Origin of the sequence: Pseudomonas sp. BF-B-26 (assembly GCF_019956495.1) — a bacterium.
Classification (GTDB): domain Bacteria; phylum Pseudomonadota; class Gammaproteobacteria; order Pseudomonadales; family Pseudomonadaceae; genus Aquipseudomonas.
Map to the genome: position 1 here is coordinate 35,792 of NZ_JAHBDP010000102.1, position 17,978 is coordinate 53,769.

Below are 17,978 nucleotides of genomic sequence, written 5' to 3' on the forward strand. Positions count from 1 at the left end.
CTAGTTCACAGGTTTTTAAATTGCAAAAAAATAATCAAATAAGATTTGTTTGAACTTTTTTTTCTGTTTTTTATTAAGCAATTTGTTAATAAAAAACAGAAAACTAACTCGACCTTTTCCTTAGGAAGCTTCCTACCGTCAATTTGCAGTCAGGCTAACGTCAAATCTGATTCGGCAAATTTACGTTACGGCATGTAAAGAAATGCTGACGAAATAGAGCCTCAAAGCCCTTGGTTTGACGCTTGCGGAAGGGATGTAAGGAAAACCTTCCGCCCAGCAGCCATTTAACCTGCGCGCAGGGCTCTGGCCCGCTTGTTTCAGGCGCGGTTGAAGGGTGAGATGCGCCCCATGCCTGTCGTGCAGGTGCATAACAAGAAGGAGGCGCAATGTACGCCGTGACTCATTTCCACTTCTCTCCGAGGGGCGATTTTTCCGCCGTCCCCGTCGATGACCCGCAAAGGTCTGACTCAATTTTTGCAGCCGCCCGAGACCCTCGAGGCGGACACAGGCAATCCCGGCTAATGACACGCTGATCCAGCAGTGTCTGGCAGCAGGGGGTTACAGGTGTACAATGCGCCGCGTTTTAACTGTGACCTCCTGCGCATCTGCGCAAACCTCAAGGCTATCCGTCTTGTTCACTCCGCCGCGCCACAAGCGTGTCGGGTTCGATTTCGTCACAGATAAAAACAAACAGGTGACGCATGACCGTTGTAAAAACGCTGAACTCCTTTTGCCTTCGCTGGGGTTTGATCGGCGCTGCTTGAAATCGCAACCGAGCAGCAACGTCTAACGAACATCATCAAACCTTGCGTGAGACCCTTTTCATGAGTGGACAAAACTCGCATTCAGGCGAGCTGAAACGCGGCCTGAAAAATCGCCACATTCAACTGATCGCCCTCGGTGGCGCGATCGGTACCGGGCTGTTCCTCGGCTCGGCCGGCGTACTGAAATCCGCCGGCCCGTCGATGATCCTCGGCTACGCCATCTGCGGCTTCATTGCTTTCATGATCATGCGCCAGCTCGGCGAAATGATCGTCGAAGAGCCAGTCGCCGGTTCCTTCAGCCACTTCGCCCATAAATACTGGGGCGGTTTCGCCGGCTTCCTGTCGGGCTGGAACTGCTGGATTCTGTACATTCTGGTGGGCATGTCGGAGCTGACCGCGGTCGGCAAATACATCCACTACTGGGCGCCAGACATCCCGACCTGGGTCTCGGCAGCCGGCTTCTTCGTCTTGATCAACCTGATCAACCTGGCGAACGTCAAAGTCTTTGGTGAGGCCGAGTTCTGGTTTGCGATCATCAAGGTCGTGGCCATCGTCGGCATGATTGCGCTCGGCAGCTACCTGCTGGTCAGCGGCGACGGCGGCCCGCAAGCGTCGGTGACTAACCTGTGGGCCCACGGCGGCTTCTTCCCGAATGGCGTCAGCGGTTTGGTGATGGCCATGGCGATCATCATGTTCTCCTTCGGCGGCCTGGAAATGCTCGGTTTCACCGCCGCGGAAGCCGACAAGCCGAAAACCGTGATCCCGAAAGCCATCAACCAGGTGATCTACCGGATCCTGATTTTCTACATCGGTGCGTTGGTTATCCTGCTTTCGCTGACGCCATGGGACAGCCTGTTGGCGACCTTGAACGCGTCGGGTGATTCCTACAGCGGCAGCCCGTTCGTGCAAGTGTTCTCGATGCTCGGCAGCGACACCGCTGCGCACATCCTCAACTTCGTGGTCCTGACCGCGGCGCTGTCGGTGTACAACAGTGGCACCTACTGCAACAGCCGCATGCTGCTGGGCATGGCCGAGCAGGGCGATGCGCCGAAAGCCTTGTCGAAGATCGACAAGCGCGGCGTGCCAGTGCGTTCGATCCTTGCGTCGGCGGCGGTGACATTGATTGCCGTATTGCTGAACTACCTGATCCCGCAAAACGCGCTGGAACTGTTGATGTCGCTGGTGGTTGCCACCCTGGTGATCAACTGGGCGATGATCAGCTTCTCGCACTTCAAGTTCCGCCAGCACATGAACAAGACCAAACAGACACCGCTGTTCAAGGCCCTGTGGTACCCGTACGGGAACTACATCTGCCTGGCATTCGTGGTGTTCATTCTGGGCGTCATGCTGCTGATTCCGGGGATTCAGATCTCGGTGTATGCGATTCCGGTGTGGGTCGCGTTCATGTGGATTTGCTACGGCATCAAGAACAAGCGTCGTGACCGGCATGCGTTGCAAGCTGCGGGTTCCGTAGCGAAATAATGTAAGTACAGAAACAACAAACCCGGCCATGTGCCGGGTTTGTTGTTTTCGGGTTTTACACAAATCCCTTGTAGGAGTGAGCCTGCTCGCGATAGCGGTGTGTCAGTCAACATCTTAGTTGCCTGACACACCGCTATCGCGAGCAGGCTCACTCCCACAGGGACCGAATTCTTTCAGTTCATTCGCGGTATCCTGAGCGTTCTGAACCCGGACGCTTTTCCATGCTGGTAATTTCCAACAACGTGCATCTGCCGGATGCCGAGATCGAATTGACCGCCATCCGCGCCCAAGGCGCCGGAGGGCAGAACGTCAACAAGGTCTCCAGCGCGGTGCATCTGCGTTTCGACATTCCGGCCTCGTCCTTGCCCGAGTTCTACAAGGAGCGGCTGCTGGCGCTGCGTGACAGTCGTATCACCAGCGAAGGGGTGTTGATCATCAAGGCCCAGCAATACCGCACGCAAGAAGCCAATCGTGCAGATGCGCTGGAGCGGCTGACCGAGTTGATCCTCAGTGCCACCAAGGTCGAAAAGAAACGTCGCCCGACCAAACCGACCCTAGGTTCGAAGAAGCGTCGGTTGGAGTCCAAGACCAAGCGCGGCAGCATCAAGGCCGGGCGTGGCAAGGTCGATTTTTAGCGGGCTTGGCGCTCTTCCCGGTACTTTTCATTGAGATTCTTCGGCGCCTGCCGGTACAAGTAAACACTCAGTGCCAGACCGCTCAACGCGGCGAGCGCGGCGAACAGGAAAATCGAGGCAAAGCCAAAACCTGCCGCAATCGCACCCGCCACCGGCCCGGTGATCCCCAGCGACAAATCGATGAACAACGAATAAGCCCCGACTGCCGCGCCACGACTCGAGGCCGGTACCAGGTTGACCGCTTCCACCCCCAGCGCGGGGAATACCAGCGAGAAACCGAACCCGCTCAGTGCCGCACCGGCCAATGCCCAATGAGCGTCCGGCGCCAGCCACAGCAGCAGCAAGCCGAGCGTTTCCACCGACAGGCAGGCAATCGCCACGCGAAAGCCGCCGAGGCGGTTGATCAGGTTGCCGAACAGCAGCCGCGCACCGATGAAACTGGCACCGAACAGGCTCAGGCACAGCACCGCGTTGTCCCAGTGTTGCGTGGCGTAATACAGGGTGATGAAGGTGGCGATGGTGCCAAAGCCGATCGAGCCCAGCGCCAGACCGCAACCATGTGGCAGTACGCGCCCCAGCACATGCATGAACGGCAAACGCTCGCCGACCACAATCGGTGCGGCGGTTTTCGGCCAGGCCAGCACCAGGCCGAGGACGGCCAGCAACACGATGCTCACGCCCATGCTCCACAAGCCCAGCTGATTAACCAGCAGCACGCCCAGCGGTGCGCCGACTGCCAGTGCGCCATAACTGGCGATGCCGTTCCAGGAAATGACCTTGGCGGTGTTCGCCGCCCCGACCCGGCCGATGCCCCAGCCAATCGAGCCGGAGCCCACCAGGCTTTCCGCGCTGCCGAGTACCAGACGGCCGATCAACAGGCTGATCAGGCTCAAGGTCGGCAAGCTTTGGGTCCAGGCCGAAATAAGCATGAACACGCCGCTCAAACCGCAGCCGGCGAGGCCGTACATCACGGCGAGTTTGCTGCCCTTGTTATCGATGATTTTTCCGGCATACGGGCGGCTGAGCAGGGTGGCCAGGTATTGCACGCTGATCACCAGGCCGGCGATGACGGCGCCGAAGCCCAGATCGCTATGGACGTAGCCCGGTAACACGGCCAGGGGAATGCCGATATTCAGGTAGCCAATGAAGGTGAACAGGACGATGGAAACGACTTGCAGCGTGACCGCCAGGGGGCGCTGGTTTTCAGACATGGGTAAAGATCCACGGGGAAGCAGGATAGATAGGCTGCTTATGATAGCGGCGCGAACGGCTGCGGGTCGTGGAAAAAGTAAAACTATTTGCCGGAAGGGGATGAATCAGGGTTTGGTGGGTGCGACCAGATGCGTGGTGACCAGGGCGGCCAAGGCGTTTTCTTCGCTGCCGAAGCGGGCGAGCAGCGCAGCGCGTTTTTCGGGGGGCAGGCGATTCCAGATCTCGATCATCTTCTCGGTGGTGCCGATCAGGACGCTGGCTTGCTGAGCTTCGTCAAAAGTAGGGCTGAAGTCGTCGGTCATGGTGGGGCTCGGGGTTCAGGCGGTGTGGAAAGCGCATGTTAGCGCTTTCCACACGGTCTGGCATTGCAGGTGAATCAGTCTTCGCTGTCGGCCTTGCGGCGTTCAGTGGCTTCTTTCGGCTCGGGCTGTTGGGCACCGGCTTGTTGCGTGGGCGTCTGCTCAGTTTCGTGCAGGCTTGGGAAGGGGAGATTAGGGATCTCGTGCATATCGCGCTCCTCGCAAAGTCTGTTGATAGATCTGGTAGATCCGCGCTTTTAAAAAGCTTGGGGAGGATACAGCAGAAGAAATGACAAAAAGACTTTTATATCCAATTGTTGCGACGGATGGGATTGTCTAGACAGGTCTGCAAGAGGGAGCGACACAAAACAAATGTGGGAGCGGGCTTGCTCCCACAGGGGGCTGTGCAGGGTTTGATGCTTATTTGCAGACTTCGGCGATTGCCTCGGCCAGCAAATCAAGGCGTGTGGCATCGATTCCGGCGACGTTTGCCCGACCAGTGCCCACCATGTAAACACTGTGATGATCGCGCAGTTGTTTGACCTGTTCCGGCGTCAAACCGGTGTAGGAAAACATCCCGCGCTGCACGCCGATGTGCGCAAAGCGCTCGCGCAAACCATGAGGCTCAAGCGCTTCAACCAAACCGCTACGCAGTTGGGCAATACGCAAACGCATGGCTTCCACTTCGTCGGCCCAGAGGCTTTTCAGCTCTGGATCACCGAGGATGGTCGCTACCACAGCAGCGCCGTGATCCGGCGGTGTCGACCACAGGTTGCGGGCGATGTTGGCCAGTTGGCTGCGGATATCCACTAGCTTGTCAGCGGTTTTCGCGCAGACAATCAGCGCACCGGTACGGTCGCGGTACAGGCCGAAGTTCTTCGAGCAGGAACTGGTGATCAGCACTTCCGGCAAGGCGGCAGCGAACAACCGGGTTGACCAGGCATCCTGTTCCAGGCCATCGCCGAAGCCTTGGTAGGCGAAATCGATCAGTGGCACCAGATCGCGACTGCGCACCACATCCAGCACCCGGCGCCAATCATCATGGGACAGATCGAAACCGGTCGGGTTATGGCAGCAAGCGTGCAGCAGCACCACATCGCCCTTCGGCGCTTCATTGAGTACTGCGAGCATCGCTTCGACGTCGAGGCGGTTATCGCTGCCGACATACGGGTAATGACTGACCTTGACTCCGGCTGCCGCGAAGATGGTTTCGTGGATCGGCCAGGTCGGGTTGCTCAGCCACACGCCACGGCCCGGTAGGCACTGGGCGATAAAATCGGCGCTCAAGCGCAGCGCGCCGGTGCCGCCCGGCGTTTGCGTCGCGCCCGTCCGTTGTTCGGTGATCAACGGAGAATCGGCCCCCAGCACCAACTCAACGATGGCCTTGCCGAACGCCGATTCACCGTGGCCACCGATGTAGGTCTTGGTGGTCTGACGATCCACCAGGCGTTGCTCGGCGAGCTTCACGGACTGGGGGATCGGTGTCAGGCCCTGGGCATCTTTATAGACGCCCACGCCGAGGTCGAATTTGCGCGGGTTGGGGTCCTGCGCATAGGCCTCCATCAGGCCGAGAATCGGGTCGCCGGGTACTCGTCCGATGGCGTCGAAATGCATTATTTGCGGCCCTCGGCGTCCTTGGCCACTTCGTCAGTGCGCGCGGCCATGATGAAATCGTTGCGATGCAGGCCCTTGATGGAATGGCTCCACCAGGTCACGGTGACTTTGCCCCACTCGGTCAGCAGGCCTGGGTGGTGACCTTCAGCCTCGGAGATTTCACCGACGGCGTTGGTGAACGCCAGTGCGTGCTTGAAGTTCTTGAACAGGAAAACTTTTTCCAACTGCATCACGCCGTCGCGCACTTCGATGTTCCAGTCGGGAATCTGCTTGATCAGTACCGGCAGTTCTTCGTCGCTGACTTGAGGGGCATCGGCGCGGCAGGCTTCGCAATGGGCTTGGTTCAATGTGGACATGATGGGTTCCTGAAATCGAATTATTGGAAATCGGCCGTCAGTGTCACCACGCTAAACCAAAGCGTCGGTTCCTGACAGGCTCACTTGATTCTAAAAGCTGCGGATCACGCGGCCTTTGGCGGAAATTTTGGTGTGTGCAAGCCCAGCTGCATGCCTTGCTTGACCATGCCCATGATGTCTTCGTGGGCGAGATCGAACAGGCGCTTGAGGTTCGGCAGGACAAAGTACAGCGGTTGCAGGATGTCGATGCGGTACGGCGTGCGCATGCATTCCAGCGGATCGAAGGTCTGATGCTCAGGTTCGTCCGACAGGCAGTAAACGGTTTCTTTCGGCGAGGAGAGAATGCCGCCGCCGTAGATGCGCAGGCCTTCAGCTGTATCGACCAGGCCGAACTCGATGGTCATCCAGTACAGACGCGCCAGGTAAACGCGTTCTTCCTTGGAAGCCTGTAGGCCGAGTTTGCCGTAGGTGTGGGTGAATTCGGCAAACCAGGGGTTGGTCAGCAGTGGGCAGTGGCCAAAGATCTCGTGGAAAATGTCCGGCTCTTGCAGGTAATCCAGCTCTTCGCGGGTACGAATAAACGTCGCCACCGGGAACTGCTTGTTGGCGAGCAATTCGAAAAAAGTCTGGAAGGGGATCAGTGCGGGTACCCGGGCAACCTGCCACCCGGTGGTTTCACCGAGGACCTTGCTGATCTCACCGAGTTGCGGAATGCGGTCGTGGGGCAGACCGAGTTTTTCGATACCGTCCAGGTATTCCTGGCACGCACGACCCTCGATCACTTTCAGTTGGCGAGTAATCAGCGTGTTCCACACCGCGTGTTCTTCGGCGGGGTAGTCGATAAAACCTTGCGCATCGGGCTCGCGAGCCACGTATTGCGTCTGCTTCATGCTGCTCTCCTGCTAGGGGATTTCGTTCTTGTTATGTCCTGCTATGGACCTAGAAATACCTCAAGAAATGCAGTGTTGCAGCACGCGAGTCGCGCCGTTCGTAGGAAAAATCGTCGATTTTCGTAAAGTATTCGTTACGGATTTGCCGCAATGGCGCAGGGATTGAGATTTGCGGGTTTGAAATGGCTTGCAGGTGTCACATAATCTTGACGACTATCTTCACGCTTGACAGAAAAATCTGCCGGGCGCGTTCAATTGAGCGCTGCGATTCCCGTGTGGGAGTGCGCACAGGTACTGATCTCATTTATCGTTTTTCGGGCCATTTATATGCGTATCAAAGTCCACTGCCAGAACCGCATCGGCATTCTGCGCGACATTCTCAACCTGCTGGTGGAGTACGGGATCAACGTCGCACGCGGCGAGGTCGGCGGTGAGCATGGCAACGCGATCTACCTGCATTGCCCGAACCTGATCAACATTCAGTTTCAGGCATTGCGTCCGAAATTCGAATCGATTGCCGGGGTGTTCGGTGTCAAGCGTGTAGGACTGATGCCCAGCGAGCGTCGGCACATGGAGCTCAATGCCTTGCTTGGTGCGCTGGAGTTTCCGGTGCTGTCGATCGACATGGGTGGCTCGATCGTCGCGGCCAACCGTGCGGCGGCACAGTTGCTTGGCGTGCGGGTAGATGAGGTGCCGGGGATTCCGCTGTCGCGTTACGCCGAGGATTTCGACTTGCCGGAACTGGTGCGCGCCAACAAGTCGCGGATCAACGGCTTGCGGGTGAAGGTGAAGGGCGACGTGTTTCTCGCCGACATTGCGCCACTGCAATCAGAGCATGACGACAGCGAAGCCATGGCTGGCGCGGTGCTCACGCTGCACCGCGCCGACCGGGTCGGTGAGCGCATCTATAACGTGCGCAAGCAGGAGCTGCGAGGTTTCGACAGCATTTTCCAAAGCTCGAAGGTGATGGCCGCGGTGGTGCGCGAAGCCCGACGCATGGCGCCGCTGGATGCGCCGCTATTAATAGAAGGTGAAACCGGTACGGGTAAAGAGTTGTTGGCGCGCGCCTGCCACCTGGCAAGTCCGCGGGGGCAGTCACCGTTGATGGCGCTCAACTGCGCCGGCCTGCCGGAATCCATGGCGGAGACGGAGCTGTTCGGCTACGGCCCCGGCGCTTTCGAAGGGGCGCGGGCCGAAGGCAAACTCGGTCTGCTGGAGCTGACGGCGGGCGGTACGCTGTTTCTCGATGGTGTCGGGGAAATGAGCCCGCGCTTGCAGGTGAAATTGCTGCGTTTCCTGCAGGACGGTTGCTTCCGTCGTGTGGGCAGCGATGAAGAGGTTTATCTGGATGTGCGGGTGATTTGTGCGACGCAGGTCGACCTGTCCGAATTGTGCGCGCGGGGTGAGTTTCGCCAGGATCTGTATCACCGCTTGAACGTGCTTTCACTGCACATCCCGCCACTGCGCGAATGCCTCGACGGTTTGACGCCGCTGGTCGAACACTTCCTCGATCAAGCCAGTCGACAGATCGGTTGCCCGCTGCCGAAACTGGCGCCGGCGGCGATGGAACGGCTCAGTCACTACCATTGGCCGGGCAATGTCCGGCAATTGGAAAACGTGTTGTTCCAGGCGGTTTCCTTGTGTGAGGGCGGGACCGTCAAGGCCGAACATATTCGCCTGCCGGACTACGGCGTGCGTCAGCCACTTGGCGATTTCTCGCTCGAGGGCGGGTTGGATGAGATTGTCGGGCGTTTCGAGAAAGCGGTGCTTGAGCGTTTGTATTCCGAACACCCGAGCAGTCGTCAACTGGGCAAACGGTTGGGGGTTTCGCATACGACCATTGCCAATAAGTTGCGTGAGTATGAAGTTGGCAAGACTGAGTCTTAGCCGATAGCTGTTTTACCTGTGATGGACCTTTCGCGAGCAAGCCCGCTCCCACATTTGATCGAGTCGAACACAAATTAAAGGTGGGAGCGGGCTTGCTCGCGAAGACGGTAGTCCAGTCAGCCTCAAGGTCAGCCGTTGCCACTTACCGGCATAACACCGCCGGTTTTTCGTCTTTGACACAATCCTCCAATCCCTCCTGAACCCCTCAAGTCCTTTGTTTGCCGGGCCCTGCGCCGCCAGAAAAAAGTTGGTCTGCAAATTGCTTATCGCTCAGCAGTACAGCGGTGGACGGCAAACGTCCGGCATGCAGAGGAAAGAGTGTGGACAAGTACCTTTATGTGGCAATGACCGGCGCCAGCCAGAATGCACTGGCGCAGAAGGCTCATGCGAACAACCTGGCGAACATCTCCACCAACGGTTTCCAGAAAGACCTGGAACAGGCGCGTTCGATTCCGGTGTTCGGCGACAGCTTTCCGGCGCGTGCGTTTGCCCTGTCCGAACGTCCGGCCACCGATTTCTCCCCTGGCGCATTGGTGGAAACCGGTCGCGACCTTGATGTCGCGGTGCAAGGCAATGGCTGGATCGCCGTGCAGAACCCTGATGGCGGCGAAAGCTACGTGCGCACCGGCAGCCTGAACGTCGACGCCCTGGGCGTGCTGCGGGCCGGCAACGGTATGCCGGTGATGGGCAATGGCGGGCCGATTGCCGTGCCGCCCGAGCAGCAAATCGAAGTGGGCGAGGACGGCACCATCAGCATTCGTGCGATGGGCGAAGGCCCGCGCGTGATGGCGGAAGTCGACCGCATCAAACTGGTCAACCCGGACTTCAAGAACATGACCAAAGGCCTGGACGGTTCGATTCACACCAAGGACGGCAAGCCTGCGCAAGCCGATGCCAACGTCAAACTGGTGTCCGGTTTCCTTGAGTCGAGCAACGTCAACGCCGTGGAAGAGATGACTTCGGTGCTGGCCCTGGCCAAGCAGTTCGAGCTGCACATCAAGATGATGAACACCGCCAAAGACGATGACCAGGCCATGGCTCGGGTCTTGCAGATCAGCTAATTATCAGAACGTCGCGCCGTAAAACAGGCGCACGAGGAGAATCGAATGCTTCCGGCTCTATGGGTTGCCAAAACAGGTCTGTCCGCCCAGGACACCAACCTGACGACCATTTCCAACAACCTGGCCAACGTGTCGACCACGGGTTTCAAACGTGACCGCGCCGAGTTCCAGGACTTGCTCTACCAGATCAAACGCCAGCCAGGCGCCCAGTCGACCCAGGACAGTGAGCTGCCGTCGGGTCTGCAAGTGGGTACCGGTGTGCGCATCGTCGGCACCCAGAAAAACTTCACCGCCGGCAGCCTGCAAACCACCGAGCAGCCGTTGGACATGGCCATCGACGGTCGCGGTTTCTTCCAGATTCTGCAGCCGGACGGCACGACTTCCTACACCCGTGACGGTACGTTCCACCTGGACTCCAACGGTCAGATCGTGAACGCCAGCGGCTTCGCCCTGGAACCGGCCATCGTCATCCCGAACGATGCCCAGACCTTCACGGTCGGTCGCGACGGCACCGTGTCCATCACCGTTGCCGGCAACCCGGCCTCCCAGGTGATCGGCAACCTGCAAACCGCCGATTTCATCAACCCGGCCGGTCTGCAGGCTGTGGGCAATAACCTGTTCCTGGAAACCGCTGCCAGCGGCGCGCCGCAAGTCGGCACCCCGGGCCTGGCCGGTTTCGGCACCACGCTGCAGAACACTCTGGAAACCTCGAACGTCAGCACCGTTGAAGAGATGGTCAACATGATCACCACTCAGCGCGCTTACGAGATGAACTCCAAGGTGATCTCCACCGCCGACCAGATGCTCTCGTTCGTAACGCAGAATCTGTAATCAAGTCTATGAGGCGGCCATGAGGTCGCCTGCAACACCGTGAGGTAGGGTCATGAATCGCTATGTATCTGTTCTGGCACTGAGTGGGATCGCCGCGCTTTCGGGTTGCGTCGGTCCGACGCCCAAGCCCAATGACCCTTACTACGCCCCGGTGTTACCGCGCACGCCGCTGCCGGCAGCGGCCAATAACGGCTCGATCTACCAGGCCGGTTTCGAACAGAACCTGTACAGCGACCGCAAGGCGTTCCGGGTCGGTGACATCATCACCATCACCTTGAACGAGAAGACCCAGGCCAGCAAAAACGCCAATTCCCAGGTCGGCAAGACCAGCAAGACCAGCATTGGCCTGTCCTCATTGTTCGGTAGTACACCCAACACGAATAACCCGCTCGGCAGCGGTGACCTGAGTCTGGAAGCCGCTTACAGCGGCGACCGCGCGACCAAGGGTGACAGCAAGGCCGGGCAGGGCAACAGCCTCACTGGCTCGATCACGGTGACCGTTGCCGACGTGTTGCCCAACGGCATTATCGCCGTGCGCGGCGAGAAGTGGATGACCCTCAATACCGGTGATGAACTGGTGCGGATTGCAGGGCTGGTTCGCGCCGATGACATCGCGACGGACAACACCGTTTCGTCGACCCGTATCGCCGATGCACGCATCACCTATTCGGGCACCGGTTCGTTTGCCGATGCGAGTCAGCCAGGCTGGTTCGACCGTTTCTTCCTCAGCCCGCTGTTCCCTTTCTAGGTGGCCACGTTGAATTTCAAAAGCCTCATGGTGGCTGCTCTGATGCTGTCCGCGGCCTTCAACGCTCAAGCCGAGCGGCTGAAGGATATCGCCAGTATTTCCGGCGTGCGTTCCAACCAATTGATCGGCTACGGCCTGGTGGTCGGACTTAACGGCACCGGTGACCAGACGACGCAAACCCCGTTCACCCTGCAGACCTTCAACAACATGCTCTCGCAGTTCGGCATCAAGGTGCCGCCGGGTTCGGGCAACGTGCAATTGAAGAACGTCGCGGCGGTGTCGATCAGTGCTGATTTGCCGGCGTTCGCCAAGCCGGGTCAACAGGTCGACATCACTGTATCGTCCATCGGTAACTCCAAGAGCCTGCGCGGCGGCACCTTGCTGCTGACGCCGCTCAAGGGTATCGATGGCAACGTCTATGCGGTCGCTCAGGGCAACCTGGTGGTCGGCGGTTTCGACGCCGAAGGTCGTGACGGCTCGAAGATTACCGTCAACGTTCCGTCGGCCGGTCGTATCCCGGGTGGTGCGTCGGTTGAGCGTTCGGTGCCGAGCGGTTTCAACCAAGGCAACAGCCTGACGCTGAACCTCAACCGTTCGGACTTCACCACGGCCAAGCGCATCGTCGACAAGATCAACGACATGCTCGGCCCTGGCGTTGCCCAGGCCATCGACGGCGGTTCGATTCGCGTCAGTGCGCCGCTTGATCCGAGTCAGCGCGTCGACTATTTGTCGATCATCGAGAACCTTGAAGTCGACCCGGGTCAGGCGGTGGCGAAAGTCATCATCAACTCGCGGACCGGCACCATCGTGATCGGCCAGAACGTCAAGGTTTCCCCGGCCGCCGTGACCCACGGCAGCCTGACCGTGACCATCACCGAAGACCCGATCGTCAGCCAGCCCGGCCCTCTGTCCAATGGGCAGACGGCGGTCGTGCCGCGCTCGCGGGTCAACGCCCAGCAGGAAGCCAAGCCAATGTTCAAGTTCGGCCCGGGCACCACCCTCGACGAAATCGTGCGTGCGGTGAATCAGGTCGGCGCGGCGCCTGGTGACTTGATGGCCATCCTTGAAGCACTGAAACAGGCCGGTGCGCTGCAAGCCGACCTGATCGTGATTTGAGGACGGCGACCATGGATATGCGCAAGGGCGGATTGGGGGTCAGCAGCAACGATTCGGGTTCCTATTCGGACCTCAATCGCTTGAACCAGCTCAAGGTCGGCGACAAGAACAGCGACGGCAACATGCGCAAGGTGGCGCAGGAATTCGAGTCGCTGTTCCTCGGTGAAATGCTCAAGTCCATGCGCTCGGCCACTGAAACGTTGGGCCAGGACAATCCGCTCAACACGCCGGCAGCCAAGCAATACCAGGAAATGTACGACCAGCAGTTGGCCGTTTCCATGTCCCGTGAGGGTGGCGGTATTGGTCTGGCTGACGTGCTGATGCGTCAGATGTCGAAGAACAAGCCGATGGCCCCGGGCGAGGCCGCTGCCGCGTCAGCCGCCAAGCAAGCTGCCGCGAAAGCCGCCGTGGAAACCCCGATAGCCGCCGGTACGGTCGCCACCAACGGGCCGTTGTCGCGCCTCAATGGCGAGCGTCCGTTGTGGGCTTCGCGCTCGGTGAAGTCGGCCAGTGCGGGCGAGGGCACTCATCGCAATGATATGGCGCTGATCAATCAGCGACGTCTGGCGCTGCCGCCGAAACTGGCCGACCGCTTGCTCGCAGGGCTGGTGCCGTCGGCATCGACCCCTGCCGCGACCGCCCCGACGGCGCAGAACAGCATCCAAATGCCGCAGAGCACCAAGACCGGTGCCGGCCCCCTGTACAACGGCGATTGGCTGGCTTCGCAAACGGATGCGACATCCAGCGGGCGCCTGCAGATTTATGGCCGTGCCATGGCTCAGATACCGCTGGCGCCGGCGAAGAAAGCGTTCAGTTCCGCCGACGAATTCGTCAACACCATGCTGCCGATGGCCAAAGAGGCCGCCGAACGCATTGGGGTCGATCCGCGTTACCTGGTGGCGCAGGCCGCCCTGGAAACCGGATGGGGCAAATCGGTCATGCGCGCCCAGGATGGCAGCAGCAGTCACAACCTGTTCGGCATCAAGGCCAGCAGCAGTTGGAAGGGCGAATCGGCGCGGGCAATCACCAGCGAATTCAGGAATGGCGAGATGGTCAAGGAGACGGCGCAGTTCCGTTCCTATGACTCTTACAAGGACAGCTTCCATGACCTTGTGACGCTGCTGCAAACCAACAATCGCTATCAAGATGTCGTGAAGTCGGCCGATAACCCAGAACAGTTTGTGCGCGAGTTGCAAAAGGCCGGTTACGCAACCGACCCGGACTACGCGAGCAAGATTTCGCAGATAGCCAAGCAGATGACGAGTTACCAGAACTACGCTGCGGCGGGCGCTTCCACCACGCCTTTATAGGCACAAGGATTAAGGTCTGAACCATGAGTTTGCTCAATATCGGGATGTCGGGGCTGTCAGCCAGCCAATCGTCGTTGATGACGACGGGTAACAACATCGCCAACGTCGATACCGCGGGTTACTCGCGTCAGCAGACCGTGCAGGGAACCAAAGCCTCGCAGCAGTTCGGCAATGTCTACATCGGTACCGGCACGACCCTGGCCGATGTACGTCGGGTGTACAACAGCTACCTTGACGCCCAACTGCAGACCACCACGTCGCTCAACAGTGATTCGGCCGCGTACCTGGGGCAGGTCACGCCGCTGGACAAACTGCTGTCGGACACCAGCACCGGCCTCAATGGCGCACTGACCAAGTTCTTTGCCTCGGTGCAGAACGTCAACGCCAAGCCGGGTGACGACGCTTCACGCCAGTTGCTGCTCAGCGATGCCCAGGCCTTGAGCAATCGTTTCAATTCAGTGTCCAGCCAGTTGAACGAGCAGAACGCGAACATCAATGGCAACCTGACGAACATGGCCGATCAGGTCAACAAACTGGCCGCCACCGTGGCGCAGTTGAACCAGAAGATTTCCGAGATTTCCAGCTCTGGTGGCATGCCGAACGAGCTGCTCGACGCCCGTAACGAGACCGTACGCCAGCTTTCGACCTTTACCGGCGCGCAGATCGTCGAGCGTGAAGGTAACGTCGATATCTACTTGGGCAGCGGCCAGCCGCTGGTCATGGGCAACACCGTCAACAAACTCGAAGTCGTGCCGGGCAAAGACGACCCGAACCGCTTGTCGCTGCAACTCAATCGTGGTTCGAGCACCATCGATATCACGTCGATCATGACCGGTGGCGAAATCGGCGGTTTGCTGCGCTATCGCAGCACCGTGCTCGACCCGGCCATGAACGAACTGGGTCGCGTCGCTCTGGTCGTCGCCGATCAGATGAACAGCATTCAGGCCCAGGGCATCGACAAGAACGGTGACTTCGGTTCGAACCTGTTCAACAGCATCAACAGTGCCGCGCAGATGGCTCAGCGCAGCATCGCTTCGGGCAATAACAGTGTCGGTTCCGGCAACTTCGCTGTCAGCATCGAAGACACTGGCAAGCTGACCATCAACGATTACAAGGTGACGTTCACCAGTCCTACCGACTACACCGTGCAGCGCCTGCCGGACAACACTGGCATGGGCAGCTTCAGCACGCTGACCACGCCACCGCCGGTGATCGACGGTTTTTCGATGACGCTCGGCGGCACTGCCGCCGCTGGTGATACCTTCAAGATCACCCCGACCCGCAATGCGGCCGCCAACATCAAGACCGAGATGACCGACTCCAAACGTCTGGCCATCGCGGCACCGTTGGGCGCGGCAATTGCAGCGAGCGGCAGTGGCAGCGGCACCCTGACGATCCCGGCCAGCGGCCAACCGACCCTGACCACTAAATTCGATATCTACGACGCGGCGACCACCACCGCGATGCAGAACGGCCTGAAAAATTCCACGCCGACCAAGGTGGTATTTGGTGCGGTGTCCGCCGACGGCACCAGCCAGACCTACCAGTTCCTGGATGCCAAGGGCGGGTTGATCAGCAGCGGCACCATCAAGCCAGGTGAGAGCAACACCCTGAACCTGAACATTCCGCTCAAGGATGCCACGGGGGCGCCGATCCCGCCTGCGCCTGCCACTCAGTACACCGCGACCTTCAGCATGACCTTCGCCGGTGCCCCGAGCAGCGGCGCGGCAATTAACGTCTCGCTCAGTCAGCCGGGCAGCCTGGATAACCGTAACGGCACCACACTGGCCGGCTTGCAGACCGCGCAGACCGTGGACACCGGCTCCGCCAGCAAAGGTATTTCCCTGAACGACGCGTACGGCAAACTGGTCGAAGGCGTTGGCTCCAAGGCCGCCCAAGGCAAGCTCGACAGCGCCGCGACCTCAGCCATTCTGGCGAACGCCAAAGGTGCGCGCGACTCGCTTTCGGGTGTCGACCTCGATGAGGAAACCGGCAACCTGGTCAAGTATCAGCAGTACTACACCGCCTCTTCGCAGATCATCAAGGCTGCGCAGGAAATCTTCAGCACACTGATCAACAGCATTTAAGGAGTCGTAGCCCATGCGCATTTCTACCGCCCAGTTTTACGAGTCCTCGGCTGCCAATTACCAGAAGAACTTCGCCAACGTGGTCAAGAGCAGCGAAGAGGCCAGTAGCCTGGTTCGCGTCAACACGGCCGCCGATGATCCGGTCGGCGCTTCGCGCTTGCTGCAATTGGGGCAGCAGGCTTCGATGCTCGATCAGTTCTCGAACAACATGACAACGATCAAAGCCACGCTTGGCCAGACTGAAGCGGTCATGACCAGCATCGGCAACGTGCTGCAACGCGCCAAGGAACTGGCCCTGGGTGCCGGTAACGCCGGTTATACCGATTCTGACCGTCAGGCCAACGCTTCGGAGCTCAGCCAGATCGAAGAGCAGCTGTTGAGCCTGATGAACTCCAAGGACGAAAACGGCAAATACATTTTCTCCGGTTCCAAGGGCGATACCGTTCCGTTCTCGCGCAATACCGACGGCACCTACAGCTATAACGGTGATCAGGTCACGCTGGACCTGCCGATTGGCGATACCCAGTCGATGGCCACCAACAGCACCGGTTGGGCTGTGTTCCAGCAAGCCATCAACACCAGTCGCACGCAGTCCACCATGACCTCGCCCACGCCGCTCGTCGATGGTGGTCGTGTGGTGCTGTCCAATGGTCAGGTGAATTCGGACGTGACCTATAACGCCAAATTCCGCGGTGGCGAGCCCTACACTGTGAATTTCCTCAGCCCTACGCAATTGGAAATCCGGGATTCGCTGGGTAATGACGTCACGTCCGAGGCTTCTGGCAATGGCGTGTTCAGCTCCACCGGGGGGGCCGCCACACAGACGATCAATTTCCGTGGCGTTGATCTGAAGTTGAACATCAACCTGAAGTCCGGTGACGTTCCGGCGACCGTATTTCCGGCGCCCCCGTCCCCCAATGCCTACAGCTTTACCCTGGCGGCCAAGCCGGACAGCTTCAATGCGTCCCGTGCCCCAGGCAACCTGTCTACCGAAGTCGTCACCAATACGAGCATCACCAACAGTGCCGCCTACCACGCCAGCTTTCCGGAAGGCGAGGCGATTCTCAAGTTCACCAGCCCCACGGCTTTCGACTTGTATGCCGCGCCTCTGACCGCGAACAGCAAGCCGGTTTCCAGCGGCGTTCTGGCGGGCAACGTCGCCACCGCATCGGGTGTCGCCTTCACGCTGAGCGGCGTACCGGCGCCGTCGATGCTTGCCGGTGACCAGTTCTCTGTCTCGGTCAACACTCACCAGACGCAGAACATTCTGGACACCGTCAACCAGCTGAAAACCGCGCTGTCGACGCCGACCAACAACGATCCGCTGGCCATTCAAAAACTCAACGCAGCCATTGGTTCGGGCATCGGCAACCTGACCAGCGGCATTGACCAGTTGACCTCCAGCATCAGTTCCGTGGGTGGTCGCGGTTCGTCGCTGACGACTCAGACCGATATCAACCAGAGCCTGGTGCTGGCCAATACGCAGACCCAGGGGGCGATCCGTGATTCGGACCCGGCCACGGTGATGACCCGCCTGACCTTGCAGCAAACCATGTTGCAGGCCTCACAACTGGCGTTCAGCAAAATCGCTCAGTTGGGGTTGTTCAACAAAGTCTGAGTCAAGGCCTTCGCGCTATGGGCACGAAGGTTCAAAACACCCGAGTGCAAACCGTCATTTTTCAGCGG

At 59.2% G+C, this 17,978-nt stretch carries 16 protein-coding genes; 10 read left to right on the top strand and 6 right to left on the bottom strand.

The window, feature by feature from the left end; translation table 11 throughout:
• The first annotated feature begins 824 nt into the window (after positions 1–824).
• Both KGB03_RS23290 and arfB read left to right on the top strand, forming a co-directional pair.
• Positions 825–2,246, top strand: a complete 1,422-nt coding sequence (locus KGB03_RS23290) for an amino acid permease (protein WP_218536464.1) — start codon at positions 825–827, stop codon at positions 2,244–2,246.
• A 221-nt stretch (positions 2,247–2,467) separates the two neighbouring features.
• The gene (arfB, locus tag KGB03_RS23295) at positions 2,468–2,881 is read left to right on the top strand and encodes an alternative ribosome rescue aminoacyl-tRNA hydrolase ArfB (protein WP_008010994.1); all 414 of its coding nucleotides are present in this window, start codon (positions 2,468–2,470) and stop codon (positions 2,879–2,881) included.
• On the opposite strand, the gene KGB03_RS23300 is transcribed toward arfB, so the two are convergent.
• The 6 genes from KGB03_RS23300 to phhA all read right to left on the bottom strand — a co-directional run bounded on the left by KGB03_RS23300 (position 2,878) and on the right by phhA (position 7,252).
• Positions 2,878–4,092, bottom strand: a complete 1,215-nt coding sequence (locus KGB03_RS23300; protein WP_223529196.1) for an MFS transporter — start codon at positions 4,090–4,092, stop codon at positions 2,878–2,880. The two genes, arfB and KGB03_RS23300, sit on opposite strands and share 4 nt — an antisense overlap.
• 105 nt (positions 4,093–4,197) lie before the next feature.
• The gene (locus KGB03_RS23305) at positions 4,198–4,395 is read right to left on the bottom strand and encodes a hypothetical protein (protein ID WP_218536467.1); all 198 of its coding nucleotides are present in this window, start codon (positions 4,393–4,395) and stop codon (positions 4,198–4,200) included.
• Between the two features lie 74 nt (positions 4,396–4,469).
• Entirely contained in the window at positions 4,470–4,601 is a 132-nt protein-coding gene (locus KGB03_RS31130; RefSeq protein ID WP_008156098.1) for a hypothetical protein, read from the bottom strand.
• A gap of 211 nt (positions 4,602–4,812) precedes the next feature.
• The gene (locus KGB03_RS23310) at positions 4,813–6,006 is read right to left on the bottom strand and encodes an amino acid aminotransferase (RefSeq protein ID WP_111451848.1); all 1,194 of its coding nucleotides are present in this window, start codon (positions 6,004–6,006) and stop codon (positions 4,813–4,815) included.
• Positions 6,006–6,362, bottom strand: a complete 357-nt coding sequence (locus tag KGB03_RS23315; protein WP_060541364.1) for a 4a-hydroxytetrahydrobiopterin dehydratase — start codon at positions 6,360–6,362, stop codon at positions 6,006–6,008. Before KGB03_RS23315 ends, KGB03_RS23310 begins: the two co-directional genes overlap by 1 nt.
• 104 nt (positions 6,363–6,466) lie before the next feature.
• A complete protein-coding gene (gene phhA, locus KGB03_RS23320) occupies positions 6,467–7,252 on the bottom strand; it encodes a phenylalanine 4-monooxygenase (RefSeq protein ID WP_223529199.1) in 786 nt (261 codons plus the stop codon).
• A gap of 327 nt (positions 7,253–7,579) precedes the next feature.
• Here phhA and KGB03_RS23325 point away from each other — a divergent pair, with 327 nt between their 5' ends.
• The 8 genes from KGB03_RS23325 (at position 7,580) to KGB03_RS23360 (ending at position 17,910) form a co-directional block, all read left to right on the top strand.
• Positions 7,580–9,139 (top strand): sigma-54-dependent transcriptional regulator, encoded by a 1,560-nt coding sequence (locus KGB03_RS23325; RefSeq protein WP_111451850.1) that lies wholly within the window; start codon positions 7,580–7,582, stop codon positions 9,137–9,139.
• Positions 9,140–9,459: 320 nt separating this feature from the next.
• Positions 9,460–10,200: a flagellar basal body rod protein FlgF gene (locus KGB03_RS23330; RefSeq protein WP_111451851.1), complete on the top strand. Its 741-nt coding sequence runs from the start codon at positions 9,460–9,462 to the stop codon at positions 10,198–10,200.
• A 45-nt stretch (positions 10,201–10,245) separates the two neighbouring features.
• Positions 10,246–11,031, top strand: coding sequence for a flagellar basal-body rod protein FlgG (flgG, locus tag KGB03_RS23335; RefSeq protein ID WP_008011001.1), 786 nt, complete (start codon positions 10,246–10,248; stop codon positions 11,029–11,031).
• Positions 11,032–11,083: 52 nt separating this feature from the next.
• Positions 11,084–11,779: a flagellar basal body L-ring protein FlgH gene (gene flgH / locus KGB03_RS23340; protein ID WP_218536469.1), complete on the top strand. Its 696-nt coding sequence runs from the start codon at positions 11,084–11,086 to the stop codon at positions 11,777–11,779.
• A 27-nt stretch (positions 11,780–11,806) separates the two neighbouring features.
• Positions 11,807–12,895: a flagellar basal body P-ring protein FlgI gene (locus KGB03_RS23345; RefSeq protein WP_111451853.1), complete on the top strand. Its 1,089-nt coding sequence runs from the start codon at positions 11,807–11,809 to the stop codon at positions 12,893–12,895.
• An 11-nt stretch (positions 12,896–12,906) separates the two neighbouring features.
• Positions 12,907–14,205: a flagellar assembly peptidoglycan hydrolase FlgJ gene (flgJ, locus tag KGB03_RS23350; RefSeq protein WP_223529214.1), complete on the top strand. Its 1,299-nt coding sequence runs from the start codon at positions 12,907–12,909 to the stop codon at positions 14,203–14,205.
• 23 nt (positions 14,206–14,228) lie between these two features.
• The gene (gene flgK / locus KGB03_RS23355; RefSeq protein ID WP_223529216.1) at positions 14,229–16,292 is read left to right on the top strand and encodes a flagellar hook-associated protein FlgK; all 2,064 of its coding nucleotides are present in this window, start codon (positions 14,229–14,231) and stop codon (positions 16,290–16,292) included.
• A gap of 13 nt (positions 16,293–16,305) precedes the next feature.
• On the top strand, positions 16,306–17,910 hold the full coding sequence (locus tag KGB03_RS23360; RefSeq protein ID WP_218536472.1) for a flagellar hook-associated protein 3: 1,605 nt from the start codon (positions 16,306–16,308) through the stop codon (positions 17,908–17,910).
• Positions 17,911–17,978 lie beyond the last annotated feature (68 nt).